The organism is Streptomyces sp. P9-2B-2 (assembly GCF_030406865.1).
Classification (GTDB): domain Bacteria; phylum Actinomycetota; class Actinomycetes; order Streptomycetales; family Streptomycetaceae; genus Streptomyces; species Streptomyces platensis.
The window spans coordinates 4,164,849-4,189,561 of record NZ_CP129126.1 but is presented as its reverse complement, the minus strand read 5'-3'; the positions used below and the strand labels follow the sequence as shown (position 1 = coordinate 4,189,561).

The 24,713-nt window shown below is 71.4% G+C and carries 27 protein-coding genes; 15 read left to right on the top strand and 12 right to left on the bottom strand.

The features are described 5' to 3' along the window. Window positions 1-62 precede the first annotated feature (62 nt). Together QT196_RS18260 and QT196_RS18255 are read right to left on the bottom strand one after the other, a co-directional pair. Entirely contained in the window at window positions 63-821 is a 759-nt protein-coding gene (locus QT196_RS18260; protein ID WP_085924356.1) for an SDR family oxidoreductase, read from the bottom strand. A gap of 76 nt (window positions 822-897) precedes the next feature. Continuing rightward, window positions 898-1,233, bottom strand: coding sequence for a YnfA family protein (locus tag QT196_RS18255; protein WP_168480092.1), 336 nt, complete (start codon window positions 1,231-1,233; stop codon window positions 898-900). A 107-nt stretch (window positions 1,234-1,340) separates the two neighbouring features. Between QT196_RS18255 and QT196_RS18250 the strand changes: the two genes are divergently transcribed. Beyond that, on the top strand, window positions 1,341-2,066 hold the full coding sequence (locus tag QT196_RS18250; protein ID WP_168480090.1) for an AAA family ATPase: 726 nt from the start codon (window positions 1,341-1,343) through the stop codon (window positions 2,064-2,066). Here the strand turns inward: QT196_RS18250 and QT196_RS18245 are convergent. Beyond that, a complete protein-coding gene (locus QT196_RS18245; RefSeq protein WP_290355252.1) occupies window positions 2,023-3,633 on the bottom strand; it encodes an FAD-dependent monooxygenase in 1,611 nt (536 codons plus the stop codon). The two genes, QT196_RS18250 and QT196_RS18245, sit on opposite strands and share 44 nt — an antisense overlap. A gap of 108 nt (window positions 3,634-3,741) precedes the next feature. On the opposite strand from QT196_RS18245, the gene QT196_RS18240 reads away from it, so the two are divergent. Next, window positions 3,742-4,437, top strand: coding sequence for a TetR family transcriptional regulator (locus QT196_RS18240; RefSeq protein WP_290355251.1), 696 nt, complete (start codon window positions 3,742-3,744; stop codon window positions 4,435-4,437). 34 nt (window positions 4,438-4,471) lie between these two features. Here the strand turns inward: QT196_RS18240 and QT196_RS18235 are convergent, their stop codons facing one another. After that, on the bottom strand, window positions 4,472-5,278 hold the full coding sequence (locus QT196_RS18235; RefSeq protein WP_290355250.1) for a helix-turn-helix domain-containing protein: 807 nt from the start codon (window positions 5,276-5,278) through the stop codon (window positions 4,472-4,474). Window positions 5,279-5,372: 94 nt separating this feature from the next. On the opposite strand from QT196_RS18235, the gene QT196_RS18230 reads away from it, so the two are divergent. The 3 genes from QT196_RS18230 (at window position 5,373) to QT196_RS18220 (ending at window position 7,490) form a co-directional block, all read left to right on the top strand. Next, window positions 5,373-6,059: a TIGR03086 family metal-binding protein gene (locus QT196_RS18230; RefSeq protein WP_266738228.1), complete on the top strand. Its 687-nt coding sequence runs from the start codon at window positions 5,373-5,375 to the stop codon at window positions 6,057-6,059. 112 nt (window positions 6,060-6,171) lie between these two features. Then, the gene (locus tag QT196_RS18225) at window positions 6,172-6,687 is read left to right on the top strand and encodes a cupin domain-containing protein (protein ID WP_266738230.1); all 516 of its coding nucleotides are present in this window, start codon (window positions 6,172-6,174) and stop codon (window positions 6,685-6,687) included. Continuing rightward, window positions 6,684-7,490 carry an SDR family oxidoreductase gene (locus QT196_RS18220; RefSeq protein ID WP_168480080.1) on the top strand — a complete coding sequence of 269 codons (807 nt, stop codon included), beginning with the start codon at window positions 6,684-6,686 and terminating at the stop codon, window positions 7,488-7,490. Before QT196_RS18225 ends, QT196_RS18220 begins: the two co-directional genes overlap by 4 nt. A 33-nt stretch (window positions 7,491-7,523) precedes the next feature. Here the strand turns inward: QT196_RS18220 and QT196_RS18215 are convergent, their stop codons facing one another. Further along, a complete protein-coding gene (locus QT196_RS18215) occupies window positions 7,524-8,120 on the bottom strand; it encodes a hypothetical protein (RefSeq protein WP_018091013.1) in 597 nt (198 codons plus the stop codon). Window positions 8,121-8,445: 325 nt separating this feature from the next. Here QT196_RS18215 and hemL point away from each other — a divergent pair, with 325 nt between their 5' ends. From hemL to ccsB, 7 genes are all read left to right on the top strand, one after another. Then, entirely contained in the window at window positions 8,446-9,753 is a 1,308-nt protein-coding gene (gene hemL, locus QT196_RS18210) for a glutamate-1-semialdehyde 2,1-aminomutase (protein WP_168480077.1), read from the top strand. A 53-nt stretch (window positions 9,754-9,806) separates the two neighbouring features. Then, window positions 9,807-10,487, top strand: a complete 681-nt coding sequence (locus tag QT196_RS18205) for a histidine phosphatase family protein (protein ID WP_168480075.1) — start codon at window positions 9,807-9,809, stop codon at window positions 10,485-10,487. Window positions 10,488-10,632: 145 nt separating this feature from the next. Further along, entirely contained in the window at window positions 10,633-11,853 is a 1,221-nt protein-coding gene (locus QT196_RS18200; protein WP_168480073.1) for a hypothetical protein, read from the top strand. Between the two features lie 77 nt (window positions 11,854-11,930). Continuing rightward, window positions 11,931-12,545, top strand: coding sequence for a TlpA disulfide reductase family protein (locus QT196_RS18195; protein ID WP_085924367.1), 615 nt, complete (start codon window positions 11,931-11,933; stop codon window positions 12,543-12,545). 4 nt (window positions 12,546-12,549) lie between these two features. Beyond that, entirely contained in the window at window positions 12,550-13,311 is a 762-nt protein-coding gene (locus QT196_RS18190) for a cytochrome c biogenesis protein CcdA (RefSeq protein ID WP_085924368.1), read from the top strand. A gap of 3 nt (window positions 13,312-13,314) precedes the next feature. After that, window positions 13,315-15,111: a cytochrome c biogenesis protein ResB gene (locus tag QT196_RS18185; protein ID WP_266738236.1), complete on the top strand. Its 1,797-nt coding sequence runs from the start codon at window positions 13,315-13,317 to the stop codon at window positions 15,109-15,111. Further along, window positions 15,108-16,199 carry a c-type cytochrome biogenesis protein CcsB gene (gene ccsB, locus QT196_RS18180; protein ID WP_168480069.1) on the top strand — a complete coding sequence of 364 codons (1,092 nt, stop codon included), beginning with the start codon at window positions 15,108-15,110 and terminating at the stop codon, window positions 16,197-16,199. Before QT196_RS18185 ends, ccsB begins: the two co-directional genes overlap by 4 nt. Window positions 16,200-16,353: 154 nt before the next feature. On the opposite strand, the gene QT196_RS18175 is transcribed toward ccsB, so the two are convergent. The 4 genes from QT196_RS18175 to QT196_RS18160 all read right to left on the bottom strand — a co-directional run bounded on the left by QT196_RS18175 (window position 16,354) and on the right by QT196_RS18160 (window position 19,770). Continuing rightward, on the bottom strand, window positions 16,354-17,781 hold the full coding sequence (locus QT196_RS18175; protein WP_168480067.1) for an alkaline phosphatase family protein: 1,428 nt from the start codon (window positions 17,779-17,781) through the stop codon (window positions 16,354-16,356). Window positions 17,782-17,995: 214 nt separating this feature from the next. After that, window positions 17,996-18,685: a DUF4291 domain-containing protein gene (locus QT196_RS18170; RefSeq protein WP_290355249.1), complete on the bottom strand. Its 690-nt coding sequence runs from the start codon at window positions 18,683-18,685 to the stop codon at window positions 17,996-17,998. Between the two features lie 88 nt (window positions 18,686-18,773). Next, a complete protein-coding gene (locus QT196_RS18165; protein ID WP_356948475.1) occupies window positions 18,774-19,319 on the bottom strand; it encodes a nucleoside deaminase in 546 nt (181 codons plus the stop codon). A 28-nt stretch (window positions 19,320-19,347) separates the two neighbouring features. Further along, window positions 19,348-19,770, bottom strand: coding sequence for a PLD nuclease N-terminal domain-containing protein (locus QT196_RS18160; RefSeq protein WP_168480063.1), 423 nt, complete (start codon window positions 19,768-19,770; stop codon window positions 19,348-19,350). Window positions 19,771-19,858: 88 nt separating this feature from the next. On the opposite strand from QT196_RS18160, the gene QT196_RS18155 reads away from it, so the two are divergent. Continuing rightward, window positions 19,859-21,313 (top strand): menaquinone biosynthesis decarboxylase, encoded by a 1,455-nt coding sequence (locus tag QT196_RS18155; RefSeq protein WP_168480061.1) that lies wholly within the window; start codon window positions 19,859-19,861, stop codon window positions 21,311-21,313. Continuing rightward, entirely contained in the window at window positions 21,310-22,212 is a 903-nt protein-coding gene (gene mqnP, locus QT196_RS18150) for a menaquinone biosynthesis prenyltransferase MqnP (protein ID WP_168480059.1), read from the top strand. The genes QT196_RS18155 and mqnP overlap by 4 nt, the downstream gene beginning before the upstream one ends. 199 nt (window positions 22,213-22,411) lie before the next feature. Here the strand turns inward: mqnP and QT196_RS18145 are convergent, their stop codons facing one another. Together QT196_RS18145 and QT196_RS18140 are read right to left on the bottom strand one after the other, a co-directional pair. Further along, on the bottom strand, window positions 22,412-23,014 hold the full coding sequence (locus QT196_RS18145) for a DUF4870 domain-containing protein (RefSeq protein ID WP_168480057.1): 603 nt from the start codon (window positions 23,012-23,014) through the stop codon (window positions 22,412-22,414). Between the two features lie 97 nt (window positions 23,015-23,111). Further along, window positions 23,112-23,705 (bottom strand): rhomboid family intramembrane serine protease, encoded by a 594-nt coding sequence (locus QT196_RS18140; RefSeq protein ID WP_168480055.1) that lies wholly within the window; start codon window positions 23,703-23,705, stop codon window positions 23,112-23,114. Between the two features lie 116 nt (window positions 23,706-23,821). On the opposite strand from QT196_RS18140, the gene QT196_RS18135 reads away from it, so the two are divergent. Beyond that, window positions 23,822-24,550, top strand: coding sequence for a UbiX family flavin prenyltransferase (locus QT196_RS18135; RefSeq protein WP_168480053.1), 729 nt, complete (start codon window positions 23,822-23,824; stop codon window positions 24,548-24,550). Here QT196_RS18135 and QT196_RS18130 read toward each other — a convergent pair. Continuing rightward, complete coding sequence (locus tag QT196_RS18130; protein WP_259670458.1) at window positions 24,547-24,678, bottom strand: hypothetical protein; 132 nt, start codon at window positions 24,676-24,678, stop codon at window positions 24,547-24,549. The genes QT196_RS18135 and QT196_RS18130 overlap by 4 nt on opposite strands. Window positions 24,679-24,713 lie beyond the last annotated feature (35 nt).

Here is a 24,713-nt window from a genome sequence, read left to right as displayed (position 1 = left end):
GGTGTACCCAGACCCCGTATTCGGGGTGACCGTACGGCGGGCGGCCGTGCCCGCCGGGTGGCTCAACCGGTGCGGTGCACCTTGGAGTTGGAGGCCTGGGCGCGGGGGCGGACCACCAGGAGGTCGACGTTGACGTGGGAGGGGCGGGTGATCGCCCAGGCGATGGTGTCGGCGACGTCCTCCGCGCTGAGCGGCTGGTCGACGCCCGCGTAGACCTTGGCGGCCTTGTCGGTGTCGCCACGGAAGCGGGTGGTGGCGAACTCGTCGGTCTTGACCATGCCCGGGGCCACCTCGATGACGCGCACGGGCTCGCCGCACAGCTCCAGGCGGAGGGTCTCGGCGATGACATGCGCGCCGTGCTTGGCCGCGACATAACCGCCGCCGCCCTCGTACGTGCCGTGGCCCGCGGTGGAGGAGAGCACGACGACGGTGCCGTCGCCGGAGGCGGTGAGCGCGGGCAGCAGCGCCTGGGTCATGTGGAGCACGCCCAGCACATTGACCTCGTACATGGTCCGCCAGTCGGCGGGGTCGCCGGTGGCCACCGGCTCCGCGCCGAGGGCACCGCCGGCGTTGTTGACCAGGACGTCGACGGAGGGGTGGCGGCCGAGGTCGGCGGCGAAGGCGTCGACGGCGGCGCGGTCGGTGACATCGAGGGCGTAGGCCTCGGCGTTCGGCAGCTCGGCGGCGAGCGCTTCGATGCGGTCCTTGCGGCGGGCGGTGAGCACCACGTGGTAGCCGGCCGCGGCCAGCGCTCGCGCGGTGGCGGCGCCGATGCCGCTGCTCGCTCCGGTGACGACGGCGGTACGGGCCTCGGCGGTCATGCACTCTCCTCGGGCGTGGGGCCCCTGCTCCTCATGAGCCGGGTGAGACGGTCCGCGGCCAGCATATGCAGGCCGGTCAACGGCCCCTGGGGGCGTACATGATCACTGCCATACCGGCCAGACAGACCAGCGCGCCGATCACGTCCCAGCGGTCGGGGCGGTAACCGTCGGCGACCATGCCCCAGGCCAGCGATCCGGCGACGAAGACACCGCCGTACGCGGCCAGGATCCGGCCGAATTCGGCGTCCGGCTGGAGCGTGGCGACAAAGCCGTACACCCCGAGCGCAAGCACTCCGGCGCCGATCCAGGCCCAGCCCCGGTGCTCCCGGACGCCCTGCCAGACCAGCCAGGCGCCGCCGATCTCGAAGAGGGCGGCGACGACGAAGAGGGCGGCGGAGCGGGCGATGAGCATGGGGGAAGCGTACGGACGGGAAGCGTGCGGAGGGGAAGCCCGGCTCCGGTGGGGGCGGGGGTGGCGGGGCGCGGGGACTGTCAGTGGGGTGTGGCAGCTTCGGAGGCATGCTGATCGAACGGGCTTACGTGGACGTGCCGGAGGGGACGGGGACGGCGGAGGACGGCTGGCCCTGGACGGTGCCGTGTGTGCGCCAGCTGGCAGAGGAGGGGCTCGCCTTCCGCGCTCCGGTCACTTTCCTGGTGGGGGAGAACGGTTCGGGGAAATCGACCCTGGCCGAGGCGCTGGCGGAGGGTTTCGGGCTGGATTCCTACGGAGGTTCGGCCGGATACAAGTACGCCAGCTCGCGGGAGAGGTCGCTGCTCGGCGGACTGATGCGGTTCGATCCGACGCGTGAGGGGCGGCGGATGGTGCGCGGGCCGCGGGTCCGCCGGCGGGGGTTCTTCCTGCGGGCCGAGACCGCGATGGAGGCGCTGAACGGGGAGCTGTCGCGGTCCCCGGACGACATGAGCCATGGGGAGGGCTTTCTGATGGCATTCCGGGAAAAGTTCGCGCAGCGCGGCCTGTATGTGATGGACGAGCCGGAGGCGGCCCTGTCCTTCTCCTCCTGCCTTGAACTGGTGGGACTGATGGACGAGTTGGGGAGCGGCGGCGCGCAGATCATCTGCGCCACCCACTCCCCGCTGCTGACCGCGCTGCCCGGCGCCGAGATCGTCGAGGTCGGCGAGCACGGGATGCGTCGCGTGGAGTGGGCGGAACTGGGGCTGGTCGACCACTGGCGGCGCTATCTCACCGACCCGCGGGCGTATCTGCGGCATGTGCTGGAGAGGTGAGAGCGGTGGCTATGGAGGCGCCGTCCTCGGTGCCGGTCCAGTGGGCGACGGCGCCCCGTAGCGCCGCGGTGCGTGCGGCGGGGGCGGTGGCGTCGGTGGCCCAGGCGATATAGCCGTCGGGGCGTACGAGCAGGGCCGTGCGGCGCTCGCTCCGCCAGGAGGCGGTCACCACGCGGTCATCGGCGGGCCGGGGGGAGTCCCCGCCGCTCGCCGGGGCCTGGGGCACACCGGGCTCACCGGCGGGGGTGATGAGGACGAACCGGCCCTGGCGGAGGAGCTCGTAGAGGCGGCTGCCGCCCGCCAGCCGGAAGTCGGGGGCGCGGTGGCCCGCGAGGGGGTGGGCGCCGGGCCCGGCCGGATAGGCGATGCCGATGCCGGAGATGGTGCGGATCGCCCGGCGGGACAGCGGCCGCACCCGGTTGACGAGCTGGGCGGCGAGCGCGCGGACGGCGGGCCCGGGGCCGGTGGGCAGCAGGGCGATCCGGATGAGGGCGCCGCTGCTGCGCAGCACCTGCTTGCCCACCGGGTGGCGCTCGGTCTGGTAGCTGTCCAGCAGGCTGTCGGGGGCCTGGCCCTGGAGCACCGCGGCCAGTTTCCAGCTGAGGTTGGCGGCGTCCTGCAGGCCGGTGTTCATGCCCATGCCGCCCGCGGGGGAGTGCACATGCGCGGCGTCGCCGGCGAGGAAGACACGACCGACCCGGTAGGTGGGGACCTGGCGCTCGTCGCTGTGGAAGCGGGAGACCCAGCGGGCGTCATGGATGCCGTAGTCACTGCCGAGGGCGAGCCGGGTCAGCTCGCGGACCTCGTCGAGGTCGGCCGGGGAGTCGTCGTCGGCCTGGTGGTGGCGGTTCCAGCCGATGACGCGGTACCAGCCGCCGCCGAACGAGGCGATCAGCGCGAAGGCCTCGCCGTTGGCATTGACCATGAGCGGGGAGTCGGGCTCCTGGGTCAGCCGGACATCGGCGAGCACCAGGGAGCGGATCACGGACTTGCCGGGGAAGGGCAGGCCGACGGCCTCCCGGATGGTGCTGCGGACGCCGTCGGTGCCGACCACATAGGCGGCGCGCACGGAGCCGAGGCCCTCGGCGGTCCGGAAGCGCACCGTCACACCCTCGGCGTCCTGGTCGAGGCCGAGCACCTCGGAGTCATGGCGGAAGGTGACACCGGCCCGGCGGGCTCGGCGCTCCAGGACCCGCTCGACCTCGAACTGCGGCGTGACCAGCACGAAGGGGAAGCGGGAGCGGAGCTGGGTCGGGTCGATGGTGGCCCGGCCGAAGAGGCGGAGGCCGGTGAGCGGATGGCCGCCGGCGACCAGCTCATCGGCGAGGCCGCGGGCGTCGAGCTGCTCCAGGGTGCGGGCGTGTACGACGAGGGCGCGGGTGAGGTTGCTGATCTCGGCGGGGCGGCGCTCCAGGAGCGTGACCCCCAGTCCCGCCTCGGCGAGGTCTCCGGCGAGCAGCAAACCGGTCGGCCCGGCGCCCACGACGATGACGTCCGTGTCGCGCGCCCCGCGGGGGTCGGCCCCCGTGCCGTCGCTCCGGTCGGTCCTGCGGTTCATGGCGTGCATGGCTTCCGCCTCCCGTGGCTGTGCCAACGCATGTTGGTCAACGCTTGTTGGCAAGCGTAGGGCTCCCGGGCCTGGCGTGTCAACAGGTGTTGGCCTACTGTTGTTGGCATGGCTGAACACGCCCCCTCCATGGACGCCGTACCGGGCGCCGCCCCCACCACGGCACCCGTCGCGCCGTCCGACGCACCCGCGGACACCGCCGCCCCCGCCACCGACGGCCTCGCGCCGGACGAAGCGGCCGACGCCGCCCGCCCCCGCCGCTCCGACGCCACCCGGGCCGCGATCCTCGCCGCCGCCAGGGACCGCTTCGCCGCGGACGGCTACGAGCGCGCCACCATCCGCGCCATCGCCAGGGACGCGGCGATCGACCCGTCGATGGTGATGCGCTACTACGGCAACAAGGCCGGCCTCTTCGCGGCCACCTCCGAGATCGAGGTGCACGCCCCGGACCTCACTCACTACCCGCGCGACGAGGCCGGCGCCCGGCTCGTGCGCCATTTCGTGGAGCGCTGGGAGAGCGACGAGACGCTGACGGCGATGATGCGGGTCGGCGTCACCAACGAGGCGGGCGCGGAGCGGATGCGGGGCGTGTTCGCCGAGCAGATCAAGCCGGTCCTCGCCGCGGTCTGCCCGGTGCCCGAGGAGGCGCCCACCCGCGCCGCGCTGATCGCCTCCCAGATACTCGGCATGGCGCTGTGCCGCTATGTGCTGCACCTTCCGCCGGCCGTCGACCTCGGCCGTGACGAGCTCATCGCCTGGCTGGCGCCCACCGTCCAGCGCTATCTGACGGCCGAACACCCCTGAGCACCGCCCGCACCGGGCGGCCTCCGGGGGGCGCTCACCGCACGTACGCGGTCGGCGGGACCCCGACCGTGGCGGTGACATCACGGACCAGATGCGCCTGGTCGCTGTAGCCCAGCTCGGCGGCGAGCGCGGCCCAGTCCACCGCGGCCTCGGAGGCGGCGCGCTCCAGGGCCTCGTGCACCCGGTAGCGCAGCAGCACCCACTTGGGGCTGACCCCCACATACCCGGCGAACAGCCGCTGGAGAGCCCGTACGGACAGGCCCTCGGCCCGCGCGAAGTCCGCGACCCGGCGGATCGTACGGTCCGTGCGGATCCGGTCGGCCAGCCCCATGGCGAGCTCGGCCTGGGCGAGAACGCGCGGCCCGGCCCGCAGCAGCGGGGTCAGGAAGGCGTCGAGCGCGGCGACCCGGGCGTCCTCGTCGGCCGGCTCCAGTACGGCGGCCGCGGCATCGGTGGGCCCGAAGGCGGCGGCCAGCGGCAGCCGGCGGTCCGTCCAGTCCGTGGCCGGCCGCTCCGGGGTGAGCGGACGGAACCCGCCCGGCCGGAACTGCACCCCGCACACCCGCCCGCGCCCCGCCAGCTTCTGCGCGAACAGCTCCAGCCCGACGCCCGCGACCTCGCCGAACCCGGGGCGGTCGGCGTACCGCTGGAAGACCAGGTTCACGCACGGATGCGGGACGACATGCGTGGCGTACGGCTCGGACAGATCCCAGTCGATCAGCCAGTAGTGCTCGACATACGGGCGCAGCGGTTCGGCGGGGGCGCGGCGGCGGAAGCGCACCCGCGTGAAGAGCCCGGGTGCGTCCACGATGCCCCGGGTATCGCGCCGTGGAGCGGCCATGCCTCGGATCCTAGGGTGGTCGCGGCGATTGTGAGCCGGCCGCCTGTCGCGTTTTTTCAAGCCGCCGTCGGCAGCGGCCCGTAGCGTCCTCGGCATGAACGACACATACGACATTCCGGATGAAACGCACCATGGCGCGCCGGCACACACGGCCCGACCGGCCGACGCGCCCCACCCGGCCCAGGCGCCCCACCCGGCCGACGCACCCCCACCCATCAGCGCCCTCCTCGACGCCGCGTCCCAGGCGGCGCTCCCGGTACTCCGCGCAGTACGCGACGACCAGCTGGGGCGGCCCACACCCTGCTCCGAGTACGACGTACGCGCACTGCTCAACCACCTCTTCCAGGTCGTCGTCGCCTTTCAGACACTGGCCGCCAAGAAGGACGTGGACTTCGGCCACACCCCTGACCGGCTCGGTGAATACGGGGCGCAGTGGCCCGACCGGTTCGCCGACGAGACCGTGCGGCTGGTCGAGGCGTGGGCGGCGCCGGGCGCGGAGGACGGGCTGACCGGCGGAATGCAGCTGCCCGCCCGGACCGTCGGCGCCATGGTGCTGCTGGATCTGACCGTGCACGCCTGGGACGTGGCCCGGGCGATCGGCCGGCCGTACGCGCCGGCCGCCGGCTGTGTGACCGAGCTGCGGGCGCTGGTCGCCAGGATGGCCCCGACGGCCCGCACGATGAACGTCTTCGCCGACCCGGTCCCCGTACCTCCCGGCGCCTCCGACCTGGACGTGCTGCTGGCGGAAACAGGCCGCGACCCGCACTGGACGGCCGGCTGACGGGGCGTCGGCCGGGGCCGCCGGACATGGCCCGATTGTGCCTGCGCCCAGCGGACTTCGTGCCTAGGGTGGAGCGACCGGCAGTCGCGGACGAGGCGGAGGCAGCCCGCAGATGGATGAGCACCGCACCGCCCGCGACCCCCTTCCCCAGGCGCTGATCGACTTCTACGGGCTGACGCCGCTGCCCCGTGAGGGTGGGCGCTACCGGAGTACCTGGGCGGGCCCCGAGCGCCCCGACGGACGGCCCGAGGGGACCGCGATCGTGATGCTGCTGACCGCCGAGCCGGGCGACTTCTCCGCCCTGCACCGGCTGCCGTCCGACGAGATCTGGCACTACTACCGGGGCGACCCGCTCACCCTGTTCCTCCTCCGGGAGGACCACGGCGGGGGCACGGCCCGTACGGTCGCCCTCGGGCCGGACGTCCTGGGCGGGCAGCACGTCCAGTTCACGGTGCCCGCCGGCACGTGGATGGCCGCCGAGGTCGCCGACGGCGGCGCCTGGACACTCTTCGGCTGCACGATGGCGCCCGGTTTCACCTTCGAGGACTACGAGCACGGGGACGCCGCCGCACTGGCCGCGCGCTTCCCCGGGGAGGCGGCGCGGATCACCGCGCTGAGCCGGCCATGACCACCACCCCGTCCGACCCCACCCGTCGCCCCGCTCCCACCGGCCTGCCCGACCTCCGGGGCCAGGTCGCCCTCGTCACCGGCGCCGCCGGCGTCCTCGGCCGCGGGATCGCGCTGCGGTTCGCCGCCGCCGGAGCGGCCGTCGTGGCGCACTACCGTACGGGCGCCGAGGCGGCACAGGAGCTGGTCGCGGAGATCGCGGCGGACGGCGGGAACGCGCTGGCCCTGCGCGCCGATCTGGCCGTCGAGGAGGAGTGCCACCGGCTGGTGGCGGAGGCGGCCGGCTGGCGCGGCCGGCTCACCGCGCTGGTCAACAACGCCGGGGTGCAGCCGACCCAGGAGCTGGCGGCGATGTCGCTCGCCGACTGGCGGGCGGTGACCGACCCGAATGTGCACAGCGTCTTCGCCTGCACCCAGGCCGCGGCGGCCGTGATGCGAGCCGCCGGCGGCGGCTCGGTGACCCATATCGCCTCGATCGAGGCGGACCGCCCGGCGCCGCGGCATGCCCACTACTGCGCGTCGAAGGCGGCGGTGGTGATGCACGCCCGCGCGGCGGCGCTCGAATACGGGCCGGACGGTATCCGCGTCAACAGCGTCTCGCCGGGCCTGATCGGCCGGCCTGGGCTGGCCGAGGACTGGCCGGAGGGGGTGCGCCGGTGGCAAGCGGCGGCCCCCGCCGGGCGGTTGGGCGCCCCGCAGGACGTGGGCGACGCCTGTGTCTTCCTCGCCTCACCGATGGCGTCCTGGATCACCGGTCACGACCTGGTCGTGGACGGCGGTGTCTCGGCCCGCCCGACGTGGTGACCGCCGGGGCCCGGCGCCGCCCGCGCTGAACCGTTACGGCCAGACCAGGCAGTACGCCTGGTGCCCCGCCTCGTGCAGCCGGTGGCTGAAGTCCTGCCACTCGTGCAGGAGCTGGTAGACGGTGAAGGCGTCCCGCGGGCCGCCCCGGTCGGGGACGGTGGACCAGATGAAGGCCGCCGCGCCGACCGACTCCTCGCCGACCCCGCGCAGCGGGTCGACCACGGTCATCGGCAGCTTGACGACGGCGTAGTCGGGGTGCAGAACGACGAGTTCGAGCGGCGGAACCTTATGGAGCGGTATGCCCTCTATACCGGTGAGGACCATGGCGGCCATCGTCTCCGGCTTGATCTTGCTGAACATGCCGCCCATGCCGAGCTCGTCACCGCCGAGCTCCTCGGGACGCATGGAGACCGGGACCCGGGCCGCGGTGGCGCCGTTGGGCGCACCGAAGTACCTGTACGTCACCCCCATGCGGCCGCCTCTGATTTCCCCGCCTGTGGTCCTGTCGCCCGTGGTCTCCTCGCGCGTGGTCCGGTCGCCCGTCGATTCCTCGCGCCGGTGACGGCCGCGCTGGGCGCGGTCGGGACCCCGGTCATTGGTTCCCTCGCCCAGTTCGCCACCGCGATGCATATCTCCACCCGACCACTCGCAGCCCCAGCCGCGCAACCCGATCATCGTCTCAGAGACCTCCCCCGTCACCGGCGTGTGAAACGCCCGGCCGCGCGCCCCCGTGCGCCTCTGAGACCATTGCTTGCGTGACTTACTCGTACGTCTCCACAGTTTCGCAGACGAGTGGGGGCTGACGCCCGGTCGAAAGCGAGAGGAATCAAAAAAGGATCGAGATTGAACCGAGCGGCGCCTGACGGCGTACCGCGAGGGGATTCCCGCACCGTTGTCAGCCGGGCCGTGCCCACGAGCCGCCGCCCTCCCTCCGTTTATGCAGGTCAGGATCGCCGTGTCTTTTCCGTATGAAGCCCCCGTTTCGCAGTCGCTCTTCGACCGCGCCTCCGTCGTGACGCCGGGCGGCGTCAACTCTCCGGTGCGGGCGTTCCGCGCCGTGGGCGGTACGCCCCGTTTCATGGTGTCCGGTACCGGTCCGTACCTCACCGACGCCGACGGCCGTGAGTATGTCGACCTCGTGTGCTCGTGGGGCCCGATGATTCTGGGCCACGCGCACCCCGAGGTGATCGCCGCCGTCCAGGAGGCCGTCGCCCGCGGTACGTCCTTCGGCACGCCCGGCGCGGGCGAGGTCGAGCTGGCCGAGGAGATCGTGGCCCGGATCGAGCCGGTCGAGCAGGTGCGGCTGGTCTCCAGCGGCACCGAGGCGACGATGTCGGCGATCCGGCTGGCGCGTGGGTTCACCGGCCGGCCGAAGGTGATCAAGTTCGCGGGCTGCTACCACGGGCACGTGGACGCCCTGCTGGCCGCCGCCGGATCCGGCGTGGCGACCCTCGGGCTGCCCGACACGCCGGGCGTGACGGGGGCGCAGGCCGGCGACACGATCGTGCTGCCGTACAACGACATCGAGGCGGTGCGGGCCGCGTTCGCCGCGCACCCGGGCGAGATCGCCTGTGTGATCACGGAGGCGGCGCCGGGAAACATGGGCGTGGTGCCGCCGCTGCCGGGCTTCAACCAGGGCCTGAAGGATCTGTGCACCGCCGACGGTGCGCTCTACATCTCCGACGAGGTGATGACCGGCTTCCGCGTCAGCAAGGCCGGCTGGTACGGCATTGATGGTGTTCGCCCGGATCTGATGACCTTCGGGAAGGTCATGGGCGGCGGCTTCCCCGCCGCGGCCTTCGGTGGCCGTGCGGACGTCATGGCGCATCTCGCCCCGGCCGGCCCGGTCTACCAGGCGGGCACTCTGTCCGGGAACCCGATCGCCACCGCCGCCGGTGTCGCGCAGCTGCGGCTGCTGGACGACGCCGCGTACGAGAAGGTCGACGCGGTCTCGGCGGAGGTGCGGGGCCTGGTCACCGCCGCGCTGGCCAAGGAGGGCGTGGCGCACCGGGTCCAGGCCGCGGGGAACATGTTCACGGTCTTCTTCACGGACGCCGAGGTGACCGACTACGAGGCGGCCAAGGCGCAGGAGTCGTTCCGCTTCACCGCCTTCTTCCACTCGATGCTGGAGCAGGGCGTCTACCTCCCGCCGTCCGCCTTCGAGTCGTGGTTCGTCTCGACCGCGCACGACACGGCGGCCGTCGAGCGGATCGCCGCCGCCCTCCCGGCCGCCGCCCGCGCCGCGGCCGGGGCGACGGCCTGACGGCTCCGGCGCACGGGCCGGCACCGCTTGAGACCACTGAATGAATGGGTGACATGAGCAGCGAAGAGATCACCGTCGTGCATCTGATGCGGCATGGCGAGGTGCACAACCCCGACGGCGTGCTCTACGGGCGCCGCCCCGGCTACCACCTCTCCGACCTGGGGCGGAAGATGGCCGACCGGGTGGCGGAGCATCTCGCGGAGCGGGACATCACCCATGTCGTCGCCTCGCCGCTGGAGCGTGCGCAGGAGACCGCGGTGCCGATCGCCGGTGTGCGGGGTCTGGATCTGGCCACCGACGAGCGGCTGATCGAGGCCGCCAATGTCTTCGAGGGGAAGACCTTCGGGGTCGGGGATGGTGCGCTGAAGAAGCCGGGGAACTGGAAGTACCTGACGAACCCGTTCCGGCCGTCCTGGGGCGAGCCGTACCTCGAGCAGGTCGTACGGATGATGGCGGCGCTGGGCGCGGCGCGCGACGCCGCACGGGGCCACGAGGCGGTGGCGGTCAGCCATCAGCTGCCGATCTGGATCGTGCGCAGCTTCGCGGAGCGGCGGCGGCTGTGGCACGACCCGCGGAAGCGGCAGTGCACGCTGGCCTCGCTGACGTCGTTCACCTTCCACGGCGACAAGATCGTTTCGGTGGGGTACAGCGAACCGGCGCGCGACCTGGTTCCCTCCCATCTTCTGGCGGGCGCCAAACCCGCCAAGGGAAAGAGCAAGGCCTTCGGGGCCTGACGGCGCATCACATGGCGCAACGTCAAAAGCGCGCGAAATCAAATATCTGAGCGACTGACCCGGAATCCCCGACGCTCAACATGCCCTCCCCTCAGTTGTCCGTTTATATGGATATTGAGTTCGGCGAGCACGAGGGGACGAGGGTATGCGCGCGATCAGTCGGCGAAACCTGCTGGGTATGGGAGTTGGGGCGGCCGTGGCGCCGGTCGTCGACGGCTGCTCCTCGCCGAACCCGGACGCGGGAGCCAACAAGCAGCGCGTAAAGAACGTCCAGGCCCGCCCCAAGCTCATCGGTGACGGTTCGACAGCGCATTTCGGAGCCCAGCCCCATCAGCCGAAATCCCCCGAACGGCTGGAGCCCGGTCAGACCCCGCCGCAGTTCGTGGTCTTCTCCTGGGATGGTGCGGGAGAGGTCGGAAACGGCCTCTTCCCCCGCTTTCTTCAACTCGCCCGGGACCACGGCGCGGCCATGACCTTCTTCCTCTCCGGGGTCTACCTCCTCCCCGAATCCCAAAGGCACCTCTACGAGCCGCCGAACAACCCCCAGGGCGCCTCCGACATCGGCTATCTCAGCGACGACCACATCAAGGAGACCCTCAGGTACGTGCGGGAGGCGTGGCTGGACGGCCACGAGATCGGCACCCACTTCAACGGGCACTTCTGCTCCGGCCGGGGCGCCGTCCGGCACTGGAGCCCACAGGAGTGGCAGTCCGAGATCGACCAGGTGATGGACTTCGTCACCAAGTGGCGCACCCACACCGGATTCACCGATCTGGAGCCACTGCCCTTCGACTACCGGCAGGAATTGGTCGGCAGCCGGACGCCCTGCCTCCTCGGGCAGCGAAACCTGCTGCCCACCGCCCGGGAACTCGGCTGGCGCTATGACGCCAGTTCACCCGGAGGAGTGCAGATGTGGCCGAAGAAGAAAATGGGGCTCTGGAACTTCCCGCTCCAGCAGATCCCCTTCCCGGGCCACTCTTTCGAGGTCCTCTCGATGGACTACAACATCCTCGCCAATCAGTCGAAGAACTCCACGAAGGCCCCGCCGGTCAACTACCCGGGCTGGCGGCAGCAGGCCACCGACGCCTATATCTCCGGATTCCGCCGGGCGTACGAGACCAACCGTGCGCCCTTCTTCGTCGGAAATCACTTCGAGCAGTGGAACGGCGGCATCTATATGGACGCCGTCGAGGAAGCGATCAAACACATCGCCAATGAGCAGAACCGGGATGTCCATCTGGTGTCGTTCCGGCAGTTCACCGACTGGATCGACGCCCAGGACCCGGAGGTGCTGTCCAAGCTCCAGCGGATCCCCGTCGGACAGCGGCCCGCCGGTGGCTGGAAGTCGTACCTGACAGCGGCCTGACAAGCCCCTTCGCGCGGGGACGCGGCCGGCGAGGGGGGCGTGGAAGATCCGGAATGGGCCCATGCGAAACTTTTCACATGAGTGCCTGCCGCGCCCCACGCCGCCTCACGAGCCGCCGTCGCGTCGCCCTGCTCGCCGCGGGGACGGCGGTCGCCGCGCTGACGCTGAGCGCCTGCGGCGACGGCGCCTCCGGCGGTTCCGCCCAGACCCGCTTCGTCCAGGGCAAGAACGGCGTCGACACCGTCAAGAAGGATCAGCGGCAGCCGGCGCCCGAGCTCTCCGGCGAGTCCACCACCGGCAAGAAGCTGGACGTCGCCGACTACAAGGGCAAGGTCGTCATCCTCAACGTCTGGGGATCATGGTGCGGCCCCTGCATCGCCGAGGCGCCGAACTTCTCCAAGGTCGCGAACGAGACCAAGGACAAGGGCGTCCAGTTCCTCGGGATCAACACCCGCGACTCCGAGAAGTCGCAGGCCACCAGCTTCGAGGAAGAGCACAAGGTGCCCTACCCGAGCCTGTTCGACCCGACCGGCCGGCTGATGCTGCGCTTCCCCAAGGGCAGCCTCAACCCGCAGTCCATCCCCTCCACGATCGCCATCGACCGGCACGGCAAGATCGCCGCGCGCTCGATCGGCCCGCTCGCGGAGGACGATCTGCGCAAGATGGTCGAACCGCTGATCGCCGAGAAGTGATCACGTGACCCTGCTCGCCGCCGCCGCGGAGAACCAGACCGTCCTCAACGGCACCCTGCTCGCCGCCGCCCCCATCGCGCTGCTCGCCGGGCTCGTCTCGTTCTTCTCGCCCTGCGTCCTGCCGCTGGTCCCGGGCTATATGTCGTACGTCACCGGCGTCACCGGCACCGACCTCGGCGAGGCCAAGCGCGGCCGGATGCTGGCCGGCGCCGGCCTCTTCGTGCTCGGCTTCACCGCTGTCTTCGTCTCCGGCGGCGCGCTCTTCGGCTTCGTCGGCCGGGACCTCCAGGAGTACAAGGACGTCATCTCGCGCGTCCTCGGCGTGCTGATGATCCTGCTCGGCCTGGCCTTCGCCGGCGTCCTCAAGAACTTCGGGCAGCGCGAATTCCGCTTCCACAAGAAGCCCGCCATGGGCCTGGCCGGCGCGCCGGTGCTCGGGGTGCTCTTCGGCGTCGGCTGGACGCCCTGCCTGAGCCCCACCTTCGCCGCCGTCAGCACGCTCACGTTCTACGATGCCAGCGCCGTCCGCGGCGCCCTGCTCACCGTGGCGTACTGCCTGGGCCTGGGCCTGCCGTTCATCGCCGTCGCGCTGGCCTTCCGCCGGGTGCTCGGCGCCTTCGGCTGGGTCAAGCGGCACTACGTCGGGGTCATGCGCCTCGGCGGCGGCATGATGATCGCGCTCGGCATCCTCCTCGTCACCGGCGTCTGGGACAGTCTGATGTCCGAGGTGCAGGCCTGGACGCAAAGCTCCACCGTTGGGATCTGATTGATGTCCACCAAGACCGGCACCCCCCGCGACCCGGGCCCCGCGGCCGACGGGGGCGGCGATCTCGGCGCGGCCGGGTCCCAGCTCTCGACCGCGCCCACCGAGGACGTCACCTTCCCCTCGCTCGGCCCCCTGGGCTGGGCGCGCTGGTTCTGGCGGCAGCTGACCTCGATGCGGATCGCGCTGCTGCTGCTCTTCCTGCTGTCGATCGGCGCCATCCCCGGCTCGCTGATCCCGCAGACCGGCATCGACCCGGTCAAGGTCGACCAGTTCAAGGCCGAGCACGGCACCCTCGCCGACATCTACGACAAGCTCGGGATGTTCCACGTCTACAGCTCGGTGTGGTTCTCGGCGATCTACCTGCTGCTGTTCATCTCGCTGATCGGCTGCATCGTGCCGCGCAGCTGGCAGTTCGTCGGACAGCTCCGCGGCCGCCCGCCGGGCGCCCCGCGCCGGCTGACCCGGCTGCCCGCCTACACCACCTGGCACACCGACGCGGCGCCCGAGGAGGTCCTCGGGGCGGCGCAGCGGCTGATGAAGAAGCGGCGGTTCCGCGCCCACCGGGACGGCACCGCGGTCGCCGCCGAGAAGGGCTATCTGCGGGAGGTCGGCAACCTCGTCTTCCACCTCGCGCTGATCGTGATGCTGGTGGCGTTCGCAGTCGGCAGCCTGTGGAAGTCCGAGGGCGGCAAGCTGATCACCGAGGGCGACGGCTTCGCCAACAGCCTCACCCAGTACGACGACTTCAAGTCCGGTGCCTTCTTCGACACCGACACCCTGGAGCCGTTCGGCTTCTCCCTCGACAAGTTCGAGGCGACCTACGAGCGGACCGGCCCGCAGAAGGGCACCCCGCGGGTCTTCCGCGCCCACATCAGGTACTTCTCCGGCGCGGACGGCAAGGAGCACAAGACCGCGATCGAGGTGAACACCCCCCTCGACATCGCCGGCTCCAAGGTCTACCTGCTCTCGCACGGCTACTCGCCGGAGGTCACCGTCAAGGACGGCCGCGGCAAGGTCGTCTACCAGGGCGCGGTGCCCTTCCTCCCGCAGGACCCCAAGAACTTCACCTCGACCGGTGTCGTCAAGGTCCCCGGCGCGCAGACCAAGGACGGCAAGCGCAATCAGCTCGGCTTCCAGGGCTTCTTCGTGCCGACGTTCGGCGGCAAGGGCTCCGGCTCGATGTTCTCCCAGTTCCCGGCGCTGGACTACCCGGTGCTGACGCTGACCGCCTACCACGGTGACCTGGGCGTCGGCTCCGGGCTGCCGCAGAACGTCTACCAGCTCGACAAGAAGCGCCTCAAGCAATACAAGGACAAGGGCGCCCCGGTCGCCAAGATGATGCTGCCCGGCGAGACGATGAAGCTGCCCAACGGTGACGGCAGCATCAAGTTCACCGGCATCAAGAGCTGGGCCAGCTTCAAGATCAGCCACCAGCCCGGCAACGGCCTCGCGCTGACCGGCGCGGCCGCCGCCCTGATCGGCCTGGCCGGCTCGCTGTTCATCCAGCGCCGCCGGGTGTGGGTCCGCGCCGAGCCGGGCGAAGACGGCCGCACCGTCGTCGAGCTGGCCGGACTCGGCCGCAGCGAGTCCGCCCGGCTGCCGGAGGAGCTCGCCGAGCTCGCGCTGGCACTGGAGCCCGACGCCCCCCTCGCCGCGGCCGACGACACCGGCCCGGCCTCCGAACCGAAGCCCGACCCGAAGCCCGGACCGGCCGCGGACGCCGGCACCGACTCCGAAGACCCCGGGGAGCCCACCGACTCTGCCGGACCTGCTGACCCCTCTGAAGGAGCGCGCGCGTGAACCTCGCTGCCGCAGCCAACGAGACAATGGCGCACAACAGCAACCTGCTGGTCTATTCGGCGATGGCGGTCTACACGCTCGCCTTCCTCGCGCACATGGCCGAGTGGGTGTTCGGCAGCCGCAGCAAGGTCGGCCGCACCGCCGCCGCCCTCACCGTCCAGGCCAAGGCGCCCGCGACCGTGCCCGTCCGGGCCGGAGCGAGCGGCTCCACCGGGACCGCCGTACTGGAGCGCCCCAAGGTCGTCACCCGGTCCGTCGCCGGCAGCCGGGACGTCCCCGACGGGCCGGGCGCCGCGGGCGGCACCGAGAAGGGCGACCTCTACGGGCGGATCGCCATCTCGCTGACCGTGCTGGCCTGGGCGCTGCACGTGGGCGGCGTCATCACCCGCGCCCTGTCCGTGCAGCGTGCCCCCTGGGGCAACATGTACGAGTTCTCCACGACCTTCGCCGCGGTCGCGGTCGGCGTGTACCTGCTGCTGCTCGTGCTCAAGAAGAACGTCCGCTGGATCGGGCTCCCCCTGATCACCACCGTGCTGCTCGACCTCGGGCTGGCCGTCTCGGTGCTCTACACCGCCAGCGACCAGCTGGTGCCCGCGCTGCACTCGTACTGGCTGTGGATCCACGTCAGCTGCGCGATCATCTCCGGTGCGGTGCTCTACCTCGGCGCCGTCGCCACGCTGCTGTTCCTCTTCCGCGACCGCCACGAGGCCAAGCTCGCCGACCCGGCGGGCAAGCAGCCCGGCGCCTTCGCCACCTCCGTGCTGGAGCGGCTGCCCTCGGCCGCCTCGCTCGACAAGTTCGCCTACCGCATCAACGCCACCGTCTTCCCGCTGTGGACGTTCACCATCATCGCGGGCGCCATCTGGGCCGAGGCCGCCTGGGGCCGCTACTGGGGCTGGGACCCCAAGGAGGTCTGGTCCTTCATCACCTGGGTCGCCTACGCCGGCTACCTGCACGCCCGCGCCACCGCCGGCTGGAAGGGCCGCAAGGCCGCCTGGCTCGGCCTGATCGCCTTCGCCTGCTACCTGTTCAACTACTACGGCGTGAACATCTTCGTGACGGGTCTGCACTCCTACGCGGGGGTCTGACCGCAGGAGTCCACGCGCTCCGCGGCGGTTCGCGCCGTCGCCCCCGGTGCCGTACGGGAAGCCTCGCCCCGAGGCCGCCCGTACGGCACTGTCGTTCCCGGGCGCGCCCGGCCCGCGTCCGCGGCGCCGCCCGCCCCCTCAGCGTCTCCGCCCCTCAGCGCCGCCGGCGCCGCCCGCGCTCCTGGCGCGGCGGCCGCTGCCCGCCACCCGGCAGCGTCGGCTTCGGCAGATGCGCCACCTCCCACTGCGCCTCGGCCAGCTGCTCGGCGGTGTCGTCCGGCAGCCGCGGCGGCCGGTGCGCCCGGTGGCGGAAGCCGAACGCGGAGGTCAGATCGCCGAAGGCGGACCGCCGCCAGGCACTGATATTGGGCTCCGCGACCCCCGTCCAGCGCTCCAGGAACTGCAGCACCGACGTGTGGTCGAAGGGATCCCCGGCCGCCCAGCCGCCCACCGTCCACGGCGACACGATCAGACACGGCACCCGGAAGCCGCCGCCGATCGGCAGGCCGCGCACGAACTCGTCCGGCGTCCCCGCGGGCGGCACCGGCGGCGGCACATGGTCGAAGAGCCCGTCGTTCTCGTCGTAATTGAGGATGAAGGCGGTCTTCGCCCACACCTTCCGGTTGGCCGCGATCGCCTCGATCTTCTTCGCGACATAGTCGGCGCCGGCGGCCGGCAGATAGTCCGGGTGCTCGGACTGATGGCTGGTGGGGATCAGCCAGGACACCGCCGGCAGCCGGTCGGCGCGGGCGTCGTCCTCGAAGGTGCCGGCCGGCTGCGCCCGCATCCCCCGCTCGTACAGCGGCTCCCCGGGCTTGGCGTCCCGGAAGGTCTGGAACTGCTCCAGGAGGTTGCAGCCGTAGTCGTCCTCCTCCTGGTAGACCTTCCAGCTGATGCCCGCCGCCTCCAGCCGCTCCGCGTAGGTCGTCCAGCGGTACGGCTTGGGCGCGGTGTTGTTCAGCACCGGCCCGCCCCGGGTGCCGCCCGGGTCGAGGGTGCCGGTCATCCAGTAGAGCCGGTTGGGCCAGGTCGGGCCGAAGACCGAGCAGAAGTAGTTGTCGCAGAGCGTGAACGCCTCGGCCAGCGCGAACTGGAACGGGATGTCCCGACGGGTGTGATACCCCATCACATACGGTCCGTTGACGCCGTCGGCCTTGCGGTGCGCGGGCAGCCAGCGGTCCATCTTCCCGCCGTTCCACGCCTCGTGCTGCACCGACCAGGCATGGCTGGTGGAGGGGATGGCCTGCGCGCTGGAGGTGTGGGTGTTCAGACGGAACGGCAGCAGATAGCCGTCCGGGTTCTGCGCGTCCGGCTGATGAAAGACGGACCGGCCGTCCGGCAGCGTCAGCGCGTCCGGGTCGGCGAAGCCACGCACGCCGCGCAGCGTGCCGAAGTAGTGGTCGAACGAGCGGTTCTCCTGCATCAGCAGCACGACGTGCTCGATGTCGTGCAGCGAGCCGTGACGTGCGGGTCCGGCGGCGACGGCCTTCTGGACGCTGGGCGGCAGCAGCGACAGCGCGGCGGCGCCGCCGACCGTGCCGGCCGCGGAGCCGAGGAGTCTGCGTCGGGTCATGTCAGGCATATGAGCCACTCTCCCTGAGTCGCGGGAGCCCTCCGTGGGCCGACTTGACTGTGGCGGCGGCTGAGTTTCCCGGGGAGGGGGAGGTAGCTGAACGATCCATCAAATGGCTGTGAACGGCGCTCAGTTGGCCGGACCTCGCTACGTCCCGTACGCCACACGAAGCAGCGCACGGCGGACCCCGCGGTGGCGGGATTTACGCGTTTGCGCGGCGACGTCAGGACACGCGGCGCAGGCCCGGAGTTCCCTCGGGTGCAGGGTAGGGACGCTCCCCGGGCAGCAGCGCGGCGGCCGCCGCGGTCTCCCCGGCCCGCACCAGCGCACGGACCTCCCGCGCCAGCGGGGTGACATCCCGGATCGCCACCGTCCACTCATCCGCGTACCGCCGCGACGCCTCCCCCGACAGCCCCAGCTGAAGCGAACGGTACGGCAGCGCCCGCAACCCCAGATCGCGCTCCGGATCCCACTGCACCCGCGCGGGTGCCCCCTTCAGCTCCCGCCGCCACCCCTCGCGGTCGGCATGCTCATCGGCGTCGTAATGCGACAGACAGGCATTCCGCAGCGCCCAGTCGAACCCGTCCCGGTCGATCTCGATCGCCAGCACGGTCTCCTGATCGGCCTTCTCGCCCCACCCGCAGCGGTACATCATCCACAGGAACGACGGCTTGATCCACGTCATCCGCTCCCGCTTCCAGGCCGCCGGAAACCGCCCGTCCCGCGCAGCCGGAAGGCCGAGCGCGGGGGAGTAGGCCTGGTAGACGGTGACGGTCGTGTCCGTGTGCAGGGCGCGGATACGGCGCTGCGGCTCGGCGAGGGTCGCGGGAGCATCCGTGGCGGCGTCCACGGGGGTGCGGGGAGCCGGGACAGGGCCGGTGGGACCGCTGGGGCCGGCAGAACTGGTGGTCATGCCTGGTCATCCTGGCGGAGGGCCGGGCGGCGGGCCAGCGAATTGTGGGGGCGGGGGCCGGGGCCGGACGGGGGTGCCGGCCCGCCGCTCACTCCTCCCCGATGTCCTCCCGCCACAGCTCCGGATGGGCCCCGATGAAGTCGCGCATCATCGATGCGCAGTCCGGGTCGTCCAGGAGGATGATCCGGACGCCGTGCCGGGCGAGCCAGTCGTGGCCGCCGTGGAAGGTGCGGGCCTCGCCGATGACGACGCGGGAGATGCCGAACTGGCGGACCAGGCCGCTGCAGTACCAGCAGGGGGAGAGGGTGGTGACCATCGTCGTGCCGCGGTAGCTGCGCCGGCGGCCGGCCGCGCGGAAGGCCGCGGTCTCGGCGTGCAGGGTGGGGTCGTCGTCCTGGATGCGGCGGTTGTGGCCGCGGCCGAGGAGGGCGCCGTCGGGGCCGTAGAGGGCCGCGCCGATCGGGATGCCGCCCTCGGCGAGTCCGGTGCGCGCTTCGGCGATCGCTGTCGCCAGCATGGCGCGGGCCTGTTCCTGCACATGGGTGGGGTGGCCGGTCGGGTCGCTGTGGCCGTCGACGTGGCCGTGCAGCCGGAGTTCGTCGCGGTCCTGCCCCCAGTCCTGCGTACGGTCCATGCGCTCACCGTACGCCGCGCACCGGGCTTCAGCCCGTGGCCGGCGGGGTGTCCTCCGGGCCGTTCGCCTCGCCCGGCCCGGCCTCCTTGCGGCGCAGCTCCTCCTCGCGGCGGCGCAGATCGGCCTCCCAGTCCTTCAGCAGCGCCTCGTCCTTCTTGTTCTCGTTCTTGAGGGACTGGAGGAACTCGGGGTTGTCGTCCGGCGCGACGAACTTCGTACGGTGGTTGCGGTGCCACTGCGACGGCGTGCTGCCGCCGCCCGCCGGCTGCCGCTGCTTGCCCGCCACCAGCCAGGCGACCGGGCCGACCAGTACCTCGCCGAAGAGCAGGATGATCAGGACCCAGACGACCTTGGGCAGTCCGCGCACCTGCGATTCGGGGGTGTTGAGGCAGTCGATGAACGCGTAGATCCACAGCGCCAGCACCAGTAGGAACGGCAGATACCTGAGCATTGCGGAACGGTCCCCCTGCGCGCGACGGCGGGCCCTCGCCGGGGCCCGGTGACCCGTCCAGGGTAGTGCGTACCCGATACTGGAACGCATGGCTTATGACGATCTTCGCTCGTTCCTGCGCGCGCTTGAGCGGGAAGGCGACCTCAAGCGCATCAAGGCCGAGGTCGACCCGTATCTGGAAGTCGGCGAGATCGTGGACCGGGTGCAGAAGTCCGGCGGCCCGGCGCTGCTCTTCGAGAACGTCAAGGGCTCGGCGATGCCGCTCGCCATGAACGTCTACGGCACCGACCGCCGCCTGCTGAAGGCGCTGGACCTCAAGGCGTACGAGGACATCAGCGGCAAGATCGGCGGCCTGCTCAAGCCGGAGCTGCCGCACGGGTTCGTCGGCGTGCGCGAGGCGTTCGGCAAGCTCGCCGGCATGACGCACGTCCCGCCGAAGAAGGTCAAGGAAGCGCCCGTCCAGGAGGTCGTGCTCCGGGGCGACGACGTCGATCTGGACCAGCTCCCGGCGCTGTTCACCTGGCCCGAGGACGGCGGCTCCTTCTTCAACCTGGGGCTGACGCACACCAAGCACCCCGAGAGCGGGGTGCGCAACCTCGGCCTCTACCGCCTCCAGCGCCACGACAAGCGCACCATCGGCATGCACTGGCAGATCCACAAGGACAGCCGCAACCACTACCAGGTGGCGGCCAAGCGCGGCGAGAAGCTGCCCGTCGCCATCGCTTTCGGCTGCCCGCCGGCCGTCACGTACGCCTCGACCGCGCCGCTGCCCGGCGACATCGACGAGTACCTCTTCGCCGGCTTCCTCCAGGGCAAGCGGATCGAGATGGTCGACTGCAAGACCGTCCCGCTCCAGGTCCCGGCGAACGCCGAGGTCGTCATCGAGGGCTGGCTGGAGCCCGGCGAGATGCTGCCCGAGGGCCCGTTCGGTGACCACACCGGCTTCTACACGCCGCAGGAGCCGTTCCCGGCGCTGACCATCGACTGTGTGACGATGCGTAAGCGGCCGCTGCTCCAGTCGATCGTGGTCGGCCGCCCGCCGACGGAGGACGGACCGCTCGGCCGCGCGACCGAACGCTTCTTCCTCCCGCTCCTCAAGATCATCGTCCCGGACATCGTGGACTACCACCTCCCCGAGTCCGGCGGCTTCCACAACTGCGCGATCGTCTCGATCGACAAGAAGTACCCCAAGCACGCACAGAAGGTCATGCACGCCATCTGGGGCGCGCACATGATGTCGCTGACCAAGCTGATCGTGGTCGTGGACGCGGACTGCGATGTGCACAACCTCCACGAGGTGTCGTGGCGGGCGCTCGGCAACACCGACTACGCCCGCGACCTCACCGTCGTCGAAGGTCCCGTCGACCATCTCGACCACGCCTCCTACCAGCAGTTCTGGGGTGGCAAGGCGGGCATCGACGCGACGAAGAAGTGGCCCGAGGAGGGCTATACGAGGGACGGGGGCTGGCCGGAGATGGTCGAGTCCGACCCGCGGACGGCGGCGCTGGTCGACCGCCGCTGGAAGGAGTACGGCCTCTCGTGAGCAGCGCATCCGCAGCCGTCCCGCAGCCGGGCCGCACCAAGGCCTTCCTGCGCCTGGTGATGATCGAGCACTCGGTCTTCGCGCTGCCCTTCGCCTACATCGCCTCGCTGACCGCGATGTACCAGGCGGACCGGCACATCCAGTGGGGCCGCCTGCTCCTCGTCACCGTCGCCATGGTCGGCCTGCGGACCTTCGCGATGGCCGCGAACCGCATCATCGACCGCGAGATCGACGCCCGTAACCCGCGCACCGCGCAACGGGAACTGGTCACCGGCGCGGTCTCGGTGAAGTCCGCCTGGACCGGCGCGCTGATCGCGCTCGTCGTCTTCCTGGGCGCCGCCGCCCTGCTGAACCCCCTGTGCCTGGCGCTGGCACCCCTCGCCGTGGTGCCGATGGTGGTCTATCCGTACGGCAAGCGCTTCACCAACTTCCCGCAGGCGATCCTCGGCCTCGCCCAGGCGATGGGCCCGGTCGGCGCCTGGCTCGCGATCACCGGGGCCTGGTCATGGGAGGCCGCGATCCTCGGCCTCGCGGTCGGCATCTGGATCGGCGGCTTCGACCTGATCTACGCCTGCCAGGACGTGGAGACGGACCGCGAGATCGGCGTGAAGTCGGTCCCGGCCCGCTTCGGCATCCCGGCCGCGATCTGGGGCGCCCGCGGCTGCCACCTCGTCACGACGGGCCTCTTCGCCTGGTACGTCGTGGCCACCGGCGCGGGGCCGTTCCTCTGGCTCGGCCTGGTGATCGTGGCGGCGGCGTTCCTCTACGAGCACACGATCGTCAAGCCCCATGACCTGACCCGCCTGAACCGGGCGTTCTTCCAGGTCAATGGCTTCATCGGGATCGCGCTGTTCGTCTGTGCGCTGCTGGATCTGGTGGTGCGGGGGCTGACTGTTTGAGGGGTGGGGGCGGCTTGCGGCCGCCCCCGGCCGTACGAGCTGCGCCCCTGCCCTGCCCCGCCGTGCCTGCTGCCTCCCTCTTATCCGGCAACGATTACGTAGAGTAATCAGTTCCTTGCGGTGTGTCAGGGGTTGACGGTTGCTCAGCCGTTTCCGGTAGTGCTCAGTTCTTCTCGCGCTCAGCCCTTTTGACGGTCGCTCAGCCCTTGCTCAGGGGCCAGGCGATCAGGCGGGGGTAGGTCCACAGTTCGCCGCGGGTTGCCTTGACCGTGGCCATGACGGCGCAGATGACGCCGGACAGGGCGTAGGCGCCGAAGATGGCGATCACGGTGATCAGGGGGACCGCGAGGCCGGAGCTGTTGCGCTGTTCTTCCGTGGCGACCGCGGCGAAGGTGAGGGCGCTGGCGACGTACAGCATCAGGCCGAAGGCCGCCATGATGGCCTGGGTGATGCCATAGTTCACGGCCTGGGTGGCGTGGTGGCGGATGTAGGGGTCGTGCTGGTTGCGGTCGTTGCCGCGCAGGGACAGCGGGAAGATCCAGCCGAGGAAGGCGCCCAGGCCGCAGCACATCATCGTGCCCGCGGTGATGGTCAGCAGCGCGCCGAGGTGGGACCACATCGCGGGGCCCGACGAAGCGGCGGGCGGCCGGGAGCCGTAGCCGGGCTGCGGGGTGCCGTAGCCGCCGGGGTAGCCGTAACCGCCGGGCTGCGGCGTGCCGGGCCCGCCCTGCTGGGGTGTCCCGTACGGCTGCTGTGGTCCGCCGGCCGGTGGACCGTATCCGGGCTGGTGGTAGTCGGACATGCTGTGCTCCCCCGTGGTTGGTGCGTGGCGCCTCAGGCGCGGTGCGGCACGCGCGCGGCCGTTCGTCCGGCCCCCGCGACTCCCGTGGGGATCGAGGCTATGCGAGGGGGCGGACATCGGCGGCGGGCAGGGCGCCGGGAGCGCGCTCCCGGAAGGCGAAGGCCGCGAGCACCCCGCCTATCAGCCCGAAGAGATGCCCCTGCCAGCTGATGCCGCTGTCGGTCGGCAGCGCGCCCCACAGGATCGAGCCGTAGAGCACGCCCACCACCAGGCCGATGCCGATGTCGAGGAGTTTGCGCTCGATGAAGCCGCGCACCAGGAGATAGCCGAAGAGCCCGAAGACGACTCCGGAGGCGCCCGCGGTGTTGCTGTCCGGCGCGGCCGTGAACCAGACGCCCAGTCCGCTGGTGAGGATGATCAGCGCGGCGACGGCGAGGAAGCGGCGCACCCCGCTGCGCAGCGCGGCGACCAGGCCGAGCAGCAGCAACGGCAGGGTGTTCGCCACGAGATGCCCGAAGCCGAAGTGCAGGAAGGCGGCGGGTACGACATCGGCCAGCTCGGCGGGCTCGCGCGGGGTGATACCGAAGGTGTCCAGCGCGCCGCCGGTGACGAAGTCGACGCCCTCCAGCAGCCAGAGCAGGGCCACCCAGCCCAGCATCAGGCAGATCGCGGGCTTCGCGCGTGAGGTCATCTCCGGCCGTCCCTTCTCGTCCCCCGGTGGGGCGGTCCCCGGCGGAGGTCCGCGAGGGGCGCACAGGTAGGAACGGCCGTGAGGGGGTCCATGGTTCCGCCGGATAGGCTCGATGCGTGGAGCCGCCGCACAACGACACCAGTAAGCAGGGCCCCGGCCGCCGCCGTCCGTGGGTCGTGGGGATCTCCGGCGCGTCCGGGACGCCGTATGCCGCGTCCGTGCTGCGCGGGCTGCTCGCCGCCGGGGAGGCGGTGGATCTGATCGTCAGCCGGGCGTCGCGGCTGACCCTCCTGGACGAGACGGGGATCGCCTTCCGGGACGCTCACTGGCGCGCTGACCTGCGGGAATGGCTGGCGCGGGGAGCGGATGGCAAACCGGGGACGTTTCCGGTGACGGAAGAGGACCTGGCGGAGGTGCGGTACTGGCCGGCCGGTGATCTGGCGGCCGGGCCCTCGTCGGGCTCGTATCCGGTGAAGGGGATGCTGATCGTCCCGGCGAGCACGGCGTGTGTGGCCGGGGTGGCGCTCGGGCTCTCGAAGGATCTGCTCCAGCGGGTGGCGAGCGTGACGCTCAAGGAGCGGCGGCGGCTGGTGGTCGCGGTGCGCGAGACCCCGTTGAACGGGCCGACGCTGAAGCATCTGGTGACGCTGGACGAGGCGGGCGCCGTGGTGCTGCCCGCCTCACCGGCGTTCTATGCGGGCGCGACGCACATCCAGGATCTGGTGGACTTCGTCGCGGGCCGGGTGCTCGATGCGGCCGAGGTGCCGCACGGGCTGTACCGGCGCTGGGAAGGGGAGCTGCGGGGCGGCTCCAAAGCAGTGGAGGAGGCCCCGGAGGCTCCTTAGCGCTTCTTCGCTGCGGCGCGGCCGAAGAGGCGCCGGGTCCGCGGTGCCGCGGAGCGGTGGGCACGTGAACGATTGGCCTGGTCCTGAAGCTCGCGCATGCGGGCGTAGGCCATCTCGATCGAGTACACGGTGACAACTCCTGTGAGATCGTCTCTGAAAGATT